This is a genomic window from Nitrospirota bacterium (assembly GCA_040757595.1).
GTDB lineage: Bacteria > Nitrospirota > Nitrospiria > Nitrospirales > Nitrospiraceae > JBFLWP01.
Window position 1 is genome coordinate 166,873 of record JBFLWP010000003.1, and the last position, 11,737, is coordinate 178,609.

The 11,737-nt window shown below is 65.8% G+C and carries 14 protein-coding genes; 12 read left to right on the plus strand and 2 right to left on the minus strand.

The features are described from left to right. The 8 genes from aroA to AB1411_04470 form a co-directional block, all read left to right on the plus strand. The coding region (gene aroA / locus AB1411_04435) for a 3-phosphoshikimate 1-carboxyvinyltransferase (protein ID MEW6542841.1) at window positions 1–1,209 on the plus strand (1,209 nt) is incomplete at its 5' end. 80 nt (window positions 1,210–1,289) lie between these two features. Continuing rightward, window positions 1,290–1,943 (plus strand): (d)CMP kinase, encoded by a 654-nt coding sequence (cmk, locus tag AB1411_04440; GenBank protein ID MEW6542842.1) that lies wholly within the window; start codon window positions 1,290–1,292, stop codon window positions 1,941–1,943. Then, entirely contained in the window at window positions 1,940–2,653 is a 714-nt protein-coding gene (locus AB1411_04445; GenBank protein ID MEW6542843.1) for a lysophospholipid acyltransferase family protein, read from the plus strand. Before cmk ends, AB1411_04445 begins: the two co-directional genes overlap by 4 nt. After that, complete coding sequence (locus AB1411_04450) at window positions 2,644–4,395, plus strand: 30S ribosomal protein S1 (protein MEW6542844.1); 1,752 nt, start codon at window positions 2,644–2,646, stop codon at window positions 4,393–4,395. Before AB1411_04445 ends, AB1411_04450 begins: the two co-directional genes overlap by 10 nt. A 78-nt stretch (window positions 4,396–4,473) precedes the next feature. Further along, window positions 4,474–5,373 carry a signal peptide peptidase SppA gene (sppA, locus tag AB1411_04455; protein ID MEW6542845.1) on the plus strand — a complete coding sequence of 300 codons (900 nt, stop codon included), beginning with the start codon at window positions 4,474–4,476 and terminating at the stop codon, window positions 5,371–5,373. 94 nt (window positions 5,374–5,467) lie between these two features. Further along, on the plus strand, window positions 5,468–5,746 hold the full coding sequence (locus tag AB1411_04460; GenBank protein MEW6542846.1) for an HU family DNA-binding protein: 279 nt from the start codon (window positions 5,468–5,470) through the stop codon (window positions 5,744–5,746). 29 nt (window positions 5,747–5,775) lie between these two features. Then, window positions 5,776–6,780: a hypothetical protein gene (locus tag AB1411_04465; GenBank protein MEW6542847.1), complete on the plus strand. Its 1,005-nt coding sequence runs from the start codon at window positions 5,776–5,778 to the stop codon at window positions 6,778–6,780. Window positions 6,781–6,826: 46 nt separating this feature from the next. Further along, window positions 6,827–7,486, plus strand: coding sequence for a hypothetical protein (locus AB1411_04470; GenBank protein MEW6542848.1), 660 nt, complete (start codon window positions 6,827–6,829; stop codon window positions 7,484–7,486). A 196-nt stretch (window positions 7,487–7,682) separates the two neighbouring features. Here the strand turns inward: AB1411_04470 and AB1411_04475 are convergent, their stop codons facing one another. Then, on the minus strand, window positions 7,683–8,003 hold the full coding sequence (locus AB1411_04475) for a hypothetical protein (GenBank protein MEW6542849.1): 321 nt from the start codon (window positions 8,001–8,003) through the stop codon (window positions 7,683–7,685). Between the two features lie 243 nt (window positions 8,004–8,246). On the opposite strand from AB1411_04475, the gene AB1411_04480 reads away from it, so the two are divergent. From AB1411_04480 to AB1411_04495, 4 genes are all read left to right on the plus strand, one after another. Beyond that, on the plus strand, window positions 8,247–9,461 hold the full coding sequence (locus AB1411_04480) for a VCBS repeat-containing protein (protein ID MEW6542850.1): 1,215 nt from the start codon (window positions 8,247–8,249) through the stop codon (window positions 9,459–9,461). Window positions 9,462–9,561: 100 nt separating this feature from the next. Beyond that, complete coding sequence (locus tag AB1411_04485; protein MEW6542851.1) at window positions 9,562–9,756, plus strand: hypothetical protein; 195 nt, start codon at window positions 9,562–9,564, stop codon at window positions 9,754–9,756. A 111-nt stretch (window positions 9,757–9,867) separates the two neighbouring features. Next, on the plus strand, window positions 9,868–10,056 hold the full coding sequence (locus AB1411_04490) for a hypothetical protein (GenBank protein ID MEW6542852.1): 189 nt from the start codon (window positions 9,868–9,870) through the stop codon (window positions 10,054–10,056). A 7-nt stretch (window positions 10,057–10,063) separates the two neighbouring features. After that, window positions 10,064–11,002, plus strand: a complete 939-nt coding sequence (locus AB1411_04495) for a D-alanyl-D-alanine carboxypeptidase family protein (GenBank protein MEW6542853.1) — start codon at window positions 10,064–10,066, stop codon at window positions 11,000–11,002. A gap of 168 nt (window positions 11,003–11,170) precedes the next feature. On the opposite strand, the gene AB1411_04500 is transcribed toward AB1411_04495, so the two are convergent. Then, the gene (locus tag AB1411_04500; protein MEW6542854.1) at window positions 11,171–11,704 is read right to left on the minus strand and encodes a hypothetical protein; all 534 of its coding nucleotides are present in this window, start codon (window positions 11,702–11,704) and stop codon (window positions 11,171–11,173) included. Between the last annotated feature and the right edge of the window lie 33 nt (window positions 11,705–11,737).

An 11,737-nucleotide genomic window follows, 5' to 3' on the forward strand; every position in this document is an offset into this window, starting at 1 on the left:
TCCCTGGCCGAGGGGGAGAGCGAGATCCGCGGCTACTGTCCGGGCGAGGACTGTCTGAACACGGCCCGCTCGTTCCGGGCGATGGGCGTGCGGATCGGGGAAGAGCCGGACCGGCTGCGCGTCTCCGGCAAGGGCCTCTGGGGGCTCGCGGAGCCGGAGCAGCCTCTGGATTGCGGCAACTCCGGCACCGGCATCCGCCTCCTGACCGGGCTCCTGGCCGGGCAGGATTTTTTCACGATCCTGACCGGCGACGAGTCCGTCCGGCGCCGTCCGATGGGCCGCGTCGTCAAGCCGCTCAGAGAGATGGGCGCCGTCATCGCCGGGCGCAAGGGCGGCTCGCTGGCGCCGCTCGCCGTCACCGGCAGCCGGCTCCGCGGGATCGTCTACGCCTCGCCCGTGGCCAGCGCCCAGGTGAAGTCCTCGCTGCTCCTGGCCGGCCTCTATGCGGAGGGGACCACCAGCATCACGGAGCCGCGTCGGTCCCGGGACCATACGGAGCGCATCTTCCGGTTCTTCGGCGTCCCCGTGAAGGAAGAGGGGACCACCGTGTCGATCCAGGGACGGCCCTCCGTCGGCTGGCCGGGCCGGACCGTGCTCGTGCCGGGGGACTTGTCGTCTGCGGCCTTTTTTCTCGTCGGGGCGACGATCGTGCCCGGCTCGGACGTGACGATCACGGGAGTCGGAGTGAATCCTACGAGGACCGGCCTTCTGGAGACCCTGAAAGAGATGGGGGCCGACATCCAGGTGTTCAACCAGCGGGAGGAGGCGGGCGAGCCGGTGGCGGACTTGCGCGTCCGCTCCGCGTCCCTGCGCGGAACGAGGATCGGGGCCGATCGCATCCCTCGGACGATCGACGAGTTTCCGATCCTGTGCGTGGCTGCGGCCCTGGCCGAGGGCGACACCGTCGTCTCCGGTGCGGAGGAGTTGCGCGTCAAGGAGAGCGACCGGATCGCGACGATGGCGTCGGAGCTGCGCAAGATGGGCGTGGCGGTGACCGAGCGACCGGACGGGTTGGTCATCAGCGGGTCCGGCGGCCGTCCCTTCCGCGGAGCGGCTTGCACGAGTTACGGCGATCACCGGGTGGCCATGTCCCTGGCTGTGGCCGCGCTGATGGCTGAGGGGGCTTCGCAGATCGCCGACACGGCTTGCATCGAGACCTCGTTTCCGGGGTTTGAAGGCAAGCTGTTGGAATTATTGACAAAGTCATGACAAAGACTATAATGCACCCCCACCGGGACGCTGGGCGGGCTGCTGGTGCGAGTACGCAGCAGCGCGAACGGCGGTTCGTCGTGACGATTGACGGACCGGCCGGGGCCGGCAAGAGCACGGTGGCGAAGCTGCTCGCGTCGCGACTGAAATACCTCTACCTCGACACCGGCGCGCTCTACCGGGCCCTGGCCTGGAAGGTGCGCGAGCGGGGGATCGATCCGGCTCAGAGCCAGGCCGTGGCCGCGCTGCTCCCCTCGACCAAAGTGGCGATGGAGGACGGGCCCGGGCGCCCGCGCATTTCCGTGGACGGGCGGGACGTGACCGAACAGATTCGGACTCCGGAGATCAGCCGCCTGGCTTCCATCGTGTCCGCGATTCCGGCGGTGCGGGACTGGCTGCTCCCGATCCAGCGGCAGATCGGCGCCGCGGGCGGCGTGGTGGGGGAGGGGCGGGACCTCGGCACGAAGGTGTTCCCGGCCGCCGACGTGAAGTTCTTTCTCGACGCGGACGTGGAGGTCCGCGCCGCGCGCCGTCACCGGGAGTTGGCGGCGTCCGGACACGTCGCGCGTCTGGACGAGACGCGCCGGGAGATCCAGACCCGCGACACCCAAGATCGTTCCCGGGAGGTCGCCCCGTTGATCCCGGCGGCGGATGCCATTGTGATCGACACGTCCGTCCTGGGAGTGGAACAGGTCGTGGAGCGCATGCTGGCCGTGATCGCGACCAGGCTGTGAGTGCGGTTGTCTATTGGTTTCTCTGGCTGCTGTTCGGCCTGATCGCGCGGGTCTGCTTCCGGTACCGGGTGGCGGGACAGGCCCACGTTCCCAGGGACGGTGGGGTTTTGGTGGCGGCCAACCACGGCAGCTACCTGGACATTCCGCTCCTGGGCATTGGGATCCCCAGGCGGGTCGCCTTTCTGGGACGTCAGGATCTGTTTCCCATCCCGGGACTGCGGTGGGCCTGCCGACAGTTGGGCTGGATTCCGATCCGGCCGGACCGGCTGGACCGCGAGGGGTTCGGCAAGGCGATCGGGCTCATCAAGGAAGGCCGGGCGGTGGTGATCTATCCGGAGGGCACGCGCACGGTGGACGGCCGGTTGCAGCCGGGGAAGCCGGGGATCGGCGTGATCGTCGAGGAGACCGGCTGTCCGGTGGTGCCGGCCTATATCGAAGGGGCCTTCCAGGCTCTGCCGCCCAGGGCGTCCCGGGTTCGCTTCCACCCGGTCCGGGTCACCTTCGGGGAGCCGATCGACTTCTCGAAGGACGCGCAGCAGTTGAAGGGCAAGGAGTTCTATCGTTACGTGAGCCGAACCGTGATGGAACGGATCGCCGAACTGGGCCGGGTGGCCCCGCCGGCGGGCCCTCCGCAGGGACGGCTGTCCGATCCCATAGCGCTGAGTGGGGCCGGACATGGACAACCATCAGCACCCGACCGTTGTCGGTAAAGCAAAGGATTAGGATCAGAAGCATGGATACGGCGTCGAAGCAGACAAGCGAGCAGATGGACCGGGGGGCCCTGGCCGCCCTCTACGAGGAAACCTTCCGCAATTTCGAGGAAGGCACGATCATCGAGGGCCGCGTCGTCGCGGTCAGCAAGGACCGGGTGGTCGTGGACATCGGCTACAAATCGGAGGGCATCATCCCGGCCGACCAGTTCTCCGGCGAGGAGCTGGCCGCCCTCAAGGTCAACGACCGGCTCCAGGTCTACATCGAGGAGCGCGAGGACGCCGAAGGCAACCTCATCCTGTCCAAGGAAAAAGCCGACAAGATGAAGGTCTGGGAGGATTTGGAGAAGGCCTTCAAGGAGGAGCGGGTCGTCGAGGGCCGCATCATCTCCCGCATCAAGGGCGGCATGATGGTGGACATCGGCGTCAAGGCGTTCCTGCCCGGTTCCCAGATCGACCTCCACCCCGTGCGCGACCTCGACTCGCTGGTCGGCAAGACCTTCCCGCTGAAGATCATCAAGATCAACCACCGCCGCGGCAACGTGGTCGTGTCGCGTCGGGTGCTGCTCGAGGAGACCCGCGACCGGAAGCGGCAGAGCACGCTCTCCACCCTCAAGGAGGGCCAGTTGATCCAGGGCACCGTGAAGAACATCACCGAGTACGGGGCCTTCATTGACCTGGGCGGGATCGACGGCCTCCTGCACATCACGGACATGTCCTGGGGACGGGTCGGCCATCCGTCCGAGCTGTTCGTGATCGGGGACAAGGTCGAGGTGATGGTGCTCAAATACGACCGGGAGACCGGCCGGATCTCCCTGGGGCTCAAACAGAAGACCGCGGATCCGTGGACGAACGTGGGGGCCCGCTATCCGGTCGGCACCCGGGTGCGCGGCAAGGTCGTGAGCCTGACGGACTACGGGGCCTTCGTGGAGCTGGAGCCCGGCGTCGAGGGGCTCGTGCACGTCTCCGAGATGTCCTGGACCCACGAGGTGCGGCACCCCTCCAAGCTGGTCTCCGTGGGCGACCAGGTCGAGGCGGCCGTGCTGAACGTGGACCCCAACAACCGTAAGATCTCGCTGGGCATGAAGCAGACCGCCCCGAATCCCTGGGACATGATCGAGTCCAAGTACCCGCCCGGCACCCGCATCGAGGGGAAGGTCAAGAGCCTCACCGACTTCGGCGCCTTCATCGGGCTCGACGAGGGGATCGACGGGTTGATCCACATCTCCGACATGTCCTGGACCAAGCACGTCAAGCACCCCTCCGAGCTCTTCAAGAAGGGGCAGAAGGTCTCGGCGGTCGTGCTGCGGATCGACAAGGAGAAGGAGCGGCTCTCGCTCGGCTACAAGCAGCTCTCGCGCGATCCGTGGGAAGAGGAGATCCCGCAGCGCTACAAGGTCGGGGCCGGCGCGGATGGGAAGGTCTCGAAGATCACCGACTTCGGCGTGTTCGTGGAGCTGGAAGGCGCGGTGGAGGGGTTGATCCACATCAGCGAGATCGGCCTGGAGCCGCACGCGCGCATGGACGAGAAGTTCAAGGTCGGCGACCAGGTGTCCGCCAAGATCATCAAGGTGGACCGGGACGAGCGCAAGATCGCGCTCAGCCTTCGCGAGCATCAGTTGGATTCCGAGCGGCGCCAGGTGGACGAGTTCCATGCCAGCCAGGGCTCGGTGGATCAGACCCTGGGTCGTGCGGCCAAGAAAAGCAGGAAGCGGGGCGACGGTGACCAGGAGAACGGCTGAGCCGGCGCCCGCGTCGAAAGCGATCGGCCTGCGCCGTGAGCGCACGTGCCGTAGACGGGGCGGAGGAGCCCCGGAGCCATGACCCAAGACTCCACCCAGCAGCCGCCTCGACGGTTCAAGCCTCTGCGGCTGCTCTTCTGGCTGTTGGTCGCCGGATTCGTGCTCACGATCCTGGCCAACGTCCTGGGGCCGGACATGGATCTTTCCGGCGAGGATCGCGTTGCGCTGATCCGGGTCGAGGGCGTGATCCTGGACGCCCACCAGACGGTCAGCGACCTGAAGCGGTACGCGGAAAGCCCATCGGTCAAGGCGATCGTGCTGCGGATCGACAGCCCCGGCGGCGGGGTCGTCCCCTCGCAGGAAATCCACGACGCGGTCAAGCGCGTCCGCAACAAGAACAACAAGGCGGTCGTCGCGTCCATGGGGACCGTGGCGGCCTCGGGCGGCTACTACATCGCCGCGGCGACGGACCGCATCATCGCCAATCCCGGCACGCTGACGGGCAGCATCGGCGTCATCATGGAGCTGGCGAACCTGGAGGGGCTGCTCAAGAAGATCGGCGTGGAGAGCGTGGTGGTGAAGAGCGGCCAGCACAAGGATATCGGCTCCCCGTTCAGAAAGATGGACGAGTCGGACCGGCGGATCCTGCAAGCCGTGATGGACGACGTGCACCGGCAGTTCATCGAGGCGGTCGCCGAGGGTCGGGCGTTGGACGTGCGGGACGTGCAGCCGCTGGCCGACGGGCGCATTTTCACCGGCCGGCAGGCCGTGGCGGCGAAGCTGGTCGATGAGCTGGGGGACCTGGAAGACGCGATCAGGCTCGCGGGCGAGATGGGCGGGATCGAGGGAGAGCCGAAGGTCGTGGAGCCGAAGCGGCGGTTTTCCATTCGCGAGCTGCTCGAGAGCCACCTGTTCGGGTCGCTCCCCCGGTTGGATTTCCAGACGGGAGTCAGCCTCAAATACCTGATGGCGTTCTGAACGCGGAGCACTCAGCCTTGAGCGAGCGGCGCTCGAAAACCCGAAGGCTGTGTCTCCAAGCTGGCCGCTGGCAGCTCAGAGAGGAGGCGGAGGAATGACGAAGGCACAGATCATCGAACGGGTGGCGGCGGAAGTTCCCACGTTGACGAAACGGCAGGCCGAGATCGTGGTGAACACCATCTTCAACAGCATCCGCAATTCCCTGCAGAAGGGGGACAAGACCGAGATCCGGGGCTTCGGAAGCTTCCGCCTGCGCGCCCGCCGGATGAAGGAGGGCCGCAACCCCAAGACCGGCGCCACCGTCTCCGTGCCGGCCAAAAAGGTGCCTTTCTTCAAAGCCGGGAAAGAACTCAAGGAACTGCTGAACAAGTAACCGCGGCCCTCGCCGCTGAGCGGGTCACGATGGGAAGCTACGACGCAGGGGAATCGGCTGCCACCTCAGAAATCGTCTGGACCGAGGAGGCGCTCAAACGCATGGAGCGGGCCCCGGTCTTCCTCCGGGGCATGGTGAAGAAGCTGGCCGAGAAGAAGGCTCGGGAGCTGGGCTACGGCGAGATCACCGCCGAGATCCTGGACCGGTTCAAGAGCCAGATGATGGGGCGCATGGGCGGAGAGGCCGGCATGGCGGCCGCCGCCGCCCAGATGGAGAAGGGGCAGCTCCCTTGGACCGCCGCCGCGCGGGAGCGGCTGGAGACCGTGCCCGAGTTCATGCGGCCCATGATCAAGCAGATCGCCGAGGAATTGGCGGCGGAGGGCGGTCACCTCGAGGTCAACGTCGAGCTGTTCCAGCGGGTGGAGGCTTTGGGTGATCGGGAGGAGCAGGCCCGGCCGCCCATGGAGTGGACCGAGGGCGCCCTGGCCCGGCTCCGGGACAAGATCAAGCACTCGCCGCCCATCGCGATGGACTTCGTGGCCGACATGCTGAAGCGGGACACGGAGGACCTGGCCCGTGAGAAGGGGATCGCCCAGATCGACGAGGCGGCGCTGAGCCGGCTCTGGGACGCGCCGCAGGAGCGGATCGCCTGGACGGACGAAGCCTGGAAGCGCCTCCAGACCTCCCCGGACTTCGTGCGGAGCGGGATCAGGAAGGCGGCCGAGCGCCGGGCCCGCAAGCTGGGCCTGAAGGAGATCGATTCTGAGCACCTCACGAAGTTCCGGAACGAGGCGATGATGAAGGCCGTGAAGCGCATCCGGAGCTTCGGCTATCAGGAGCTCACGTTCGACGCGTTCGAGACGGCGCTCCAGAAGACCAAGCGTCTGCAAGGGAACGAGCAGGCCGAGAAACGCCTCGAGGAAATCCGGCAGCACTTCAAGAATCCGGAGACCAAGAAGCCGGAGGGCGGGACGCTCGGCGCCGAGCTCATGGACCGGTTCCGTCGCTATCTCAAGGGGGAAGGCCCCCTCTAACAGGACGTGAAAGGTGAGACGTGAAACGTGAGACCTGAGGCTCAACGTGTTCACCTTCCTTCCCTCTCGATCCGGTAGCTCTTACCGTTCACGTCTCACGTTTCACGGTCTCTGCAGGCTGGCCCTGGCGGTCGTCCTCCTGGCCGGTTGCGCCACGGGGCTCAAGCGCGACGGCGAGTGTCTCGCCAGCCTGACCCCGGCGTACCTGGACGCGCAGGACGAGCTCGCGCGGTTGGAGGCCTCCTGGCGCGAGGCGCTGCGCCGCCGCGACGCCGGGCTGAACCGTCCCATTGCCCTGTTCCCCGCCAGCCCGGTAGCCCTGACCGCGTCGGCCCCGCTCACGCCCGACGAATCGGCCTCGCTCGCCTACCAGCGGCTGCGCGAAACGCGGATCCGTTACCAGCCGATGTTCGCCTGGTACGATCGTGTCTATCAGCGCGTGCAGGTGCGTCTGGACGAGGAGCGGGTGCTGTCCGATCTCCGGATGGTGCTGCTGACTGGGCCCGGGGTCGTCTTCTATCCGGTGATCCGCTGGAACGTCCGTTCCGTCTTCTGGGACGGGGTTGATCCGGATTCGGAATCCGATCCCGTGACCCGGTTTTGCGCCGACCGGTTGAGGAGCCCCGGGACCCCCGTCACTTCGACAGGGCCCGGCCGTTCCGGAAGCGACGAGGGAACCGTGCTGGCTGGGAACGTCGGGAGGTAAAGCGGGACAAGTGGTGGAGGGACGTCCCTACAGGAGGACAAAGAGACGTCAGTTACTTCGGGGCACAACCGAAGTAAGCAACCTCCACCAAGTTCAATAAACCACGGCCCAGGCCTGATTCGCAAGGCCCGTTCCGGCGGCTCTCCAGGCCTTCAATCCGGTCGTCGGGACGGAATGAGGAGGCTGACCGCCGGGCTCAGTGGGCGGCGGGCTGCTGGGGCCAGAACTTGTGGCGGATCTGCGGCAGCGGGACGTTGTCGAAGTTCGGGATGTCGTACAGGCACCGGTCAATGATGGCCACTTCCTCAGGCGTGAATTCCAGCACGACCTTCTTTTTCCAGAACTGATCCAGCGTGAAGTAGTCGCCTGACTGGGGCTTTTCGGCCAGGAGCGCCTGCATCTTCTTGAAGCCCTCCGTATCCACCCCCGGAATCCGACCCTTGTTTCGGTCGATGCACCATTTCAACACTTCGGCGACGCCATACATCGTCAATTCGATCTTCACCGTTTCCGCCATCGGTTCCTCCTGGATGCCCGTTGCCCTGAAATCGCAACGGGCCAGGGCGCATTCTATCCCATTCCGACGCTCATCTGCCAGAGGGAACCTTGCCGGAAGGCCGGTGCCACCGGGTGGATGGGCTCGGGACCACGGCCGCCTGCTCGTTGCGTCCTGTTGGAGGGGTCTGTATACTCTCCCCACATGATCGGGCCTCTGGCAAGCCCTCCCGCCACCAGCAGGCGTGACCTTGAACGGCGCCCCATGCCAAGCTACGAGAGACATCGGTCGATTTTTGCCCGCCGGCCGCGCCGTAACGGGATTCTGCTGCGCACGGGGCTCGCACTGGCCCTGGCACTGACGGGCGGGTGCGTTCAAAAGGACGCCTACGTTCCCCCGGACCTCTTCTACCTGTTTGCGACCTACCAGGTCGGCAAGAACCCGACTTCGATCGCGGCGGCCGATTTCAACCAGGACGGCCTGACGGATCTCATCACCACCAACATCGCCCACAATTCCCTCTCCGTCCTCTTCGGCAACGGGGACGGGACGTTCAAGGAACAGGTTCAGATCGAGGCGGCAAAGGAGCCGCGCGCGCTGGCGCTCGGAGACTACAACGGGGACGGGCGCGTGGACTTGGCGGTGGCCTGTTCGGGCAGCGATCAGGTGGCCGTGTTCCTAGGTCTGGCGAACGGCGCATTCGGCTTGGGCCAGCGATATACGGTGAACAAGACACCGGTCTCCGTCGCCGGCGGGGACTTCAACGGAGATCAAAAGCCGGACCTCGCGGTCGCCTTACGGAACGACAAGATCAAGGTGTTGCTGGGGAACGGGGACGGTTCGTTCGCGGAAGGGGCGCTCTATGAATACGGCGACACCCCGACATCGATCGCGGCCTCCGATCTGAATCGGGACGGAAAGCCGGACCTGGCCGTCACGAACGGCGGTCCGATGAGCAGCGCGGTCTCCATCTGGCTCGGCAACGGCGACGGCACCTTTCAGAAGCCCACCGACTACCGGACCGGCAAGCGCCCCCTCGGGGTGACGTTCGCGGATTTCAACAACGACCAGCTGACCGATCTGTTGGTCATGAACGGGGAGATGGACACGTTCACGATCTTTCTCGGCAACGGCAACGGCACCTTCCAGGCCGGCAAGGAGGCCGGGGCCGATGCGGGACCGGTCTACGGCCTCGCCCGCGACTTCGACGGAGATCATCTGACCGACGTGGCGATCGTCAACGTCCAGTCGAACGACCTGTCCATCCTCTTCGGTCGCGGGGACGGCACGTTCCAATATCCTCCGATGAACTACAAGACGAAAGGCGGGCCCTTCGCGATCGCCCTGCTGAGCCTGACGGCCAGGCAGTCCGAAGAGCCGGGACTGGCCGTCGCGAACAACGGAACCGGGAGCATCTCGATCTTCCTGCATCGCGGGCTCAAGGCGCAGCACCAGCCGAGCGCGTCCGGCCATTCCTGAGCCTTCTCGTGCCTTGACAGGCAATCATCGGTCGGCTAGATTCGCGCGGGCCCCGGCTTTATGGGAGTCGGGGGACGCCGGAGCGGGAGCGCGTTCCGCAATGAGGCGGTTTCTCTGGTGGTTCGGCATGGGGTCGTTGACCACGCTCGCGGTGCTGATGGTGCAAGGCGGGGTGCGGGACCTCCTCTACGACACGCATCCCGGCGGGAGCGGGTTCTTCAGCTTCGCGATCACGATTCTCGGCGGCGGCTTGCTGGCCGGCTGTCTGGCGTTGATCCTGGGTCGGTTACGTTGAAAAGGAGCGATTCCGCTTGACAGTCCAGCTGGGGCAAGGTAGAAGCAGCGAGCAAGCGCGCCGTACCCACAGGACGGGCTCAAGGTTTGAACGCCTTCAGCCGACAACGGAATGCATTGCCTGAAGTGCAAGGGCTACATGATGGTCGAGCGGCACTATACGCTGCTCAACCGCCGTCTGTACGCGCGATGCCTCAATTGCGGGTTCTGGCTGGACCTGGCCGATCTGTTGCGGTTCTTTCACAAGGTGCTCGACAGCGCGGTGCGTGGTGCGAAGGTTCGTGAGACCATCACGTTGTAGCCGTTCATTGACCGGGTTCTGCGGGAACCTGCTCGGCCTGGCTTGCGCGACAGCCGTCATGGCCGCGATGGCGCCGGCGGCGTCACGAGCCGAGACCTCCCCCCTTCCCTCTTACGCCGTATCCCACGTGGCCTCCGCGTCCGCCGCCCGGACCGCACGCATCGAACGCCACCGGGCGCTCCGGCCGTTCCACGGGTTCCGTTACGCCGCCAGCGGGGTGTTGCTCAAGGATCTGGCCACGGGCCGGACCCTGTACGAATTCGGCTCGGACCAGCGGCTCTCGCCGGCCAGCTTAACCAAGATCATGTCGGCGCTGGTGATCCTGGAGCAGGGGCAGCTCCAGGACTCCGCCACCGTGAGCCGCAAGGCGGCGACCGCGCACAAGATCCGCCTGGGGCTCCGGTCCGGCTACGTCTTCCGCCTGGAGGATCTGCTCAAGGCCATGCTGATCACGTCGGCCAACGACGCCTGCCTGGCCGCAGCGGAGCACGTGGCGGGGTCGGAGGAGCGCTTCGTGGACCTCATGAACGAAAAGGCCGCCGCGCTCGGGCTCACGGACACCCACTTCAGCAACGCCTGCGGATTCGACGGCCCGTTGCACTACTCGACGGCGGCGGATCTGGCGAAGCTCAGCGAGGTCGCTCTGCAGCACCCGGTCTTCCGATCCCTCGTGCGGGAAGAGGCGGAAGTCATCACCGCCCTCAACGCGAATCGGACCTACCTGCTCAGGAACACGAACCGGTTGCTCGGCCGCCTGCCCGGCGTGGAGGGGGTGAAAACCGGATTCACGTCGCGCGCCGGCCGGTGTCTGATTGCGAAGGTCTCTCAGGATGGAAAGGAACTGCTCCTCGTGCTTCTGAACGCCAGGCGTCGCTGGAACACCGCATCCAGTCTGATCCATTACGGGCTCGAGCGGCTGGATCAGCCGCTGCCGACCTTGCGGTAGAGGCGTCGGGCTTCCCCGCGCTCCCGCCCCGTTCTCTTCCCCGTTCAATTTGTCGAGAAACTCTTTGAGACAAGCTCGGGCCAGGACCGGCTGCACGGGCGGAGCAGTCCTGTGGACGGGTCAGAGGGAGACGGCGTGACGTCCGCCTGCGACGGCGGCCGGGCTTCGCTACGGGGCGGGTGAAAATTCGATGTTGACGTCCTTGCCCAGATAATTCACCAGAAATCCCTGCTTTCCATAGTTCAGCACGGCGCCCATCACGTTTTCGTCCCCGGAATCTTCCTTTCCCAGGATCTTCCGGACTTCGTCCGGGCTCTCGCTGTTCAGCACGTTGCGGAAGACGCCGCGTGTCTTGTAGGCGAATCGATTGTTGATGAAGATCAAATCCACCTTCCCGTCCATGAGGCGCACCCCGGCCATCGGTCCGGTCGGTTTCCGCTGGTCCAGGAGCAGGATGAACGTGCCCTCCAGCTCGCTCTTCACCCCCGGGATCTTTTCGTTCACGAGGATGTCCATGGCCTTGCTTTCGGGATCGCCGAGCTTGACGCCGAACAGGGAGACCTCCGCGCTCTTGATTTGCTTGGGGTCCATGACGTCGGACTTGGTCAGTTCGTAAGACTCGGCCCCGGCCAGGCCTCCCGTCAGGAACAGCGTTGCGAGCCCCAGCGAGGCGCACCACAGCGGCCACCGTCGTGCTTCCATCGAATCCTCCCTTAGCAGGCCAGCAGATGGGAT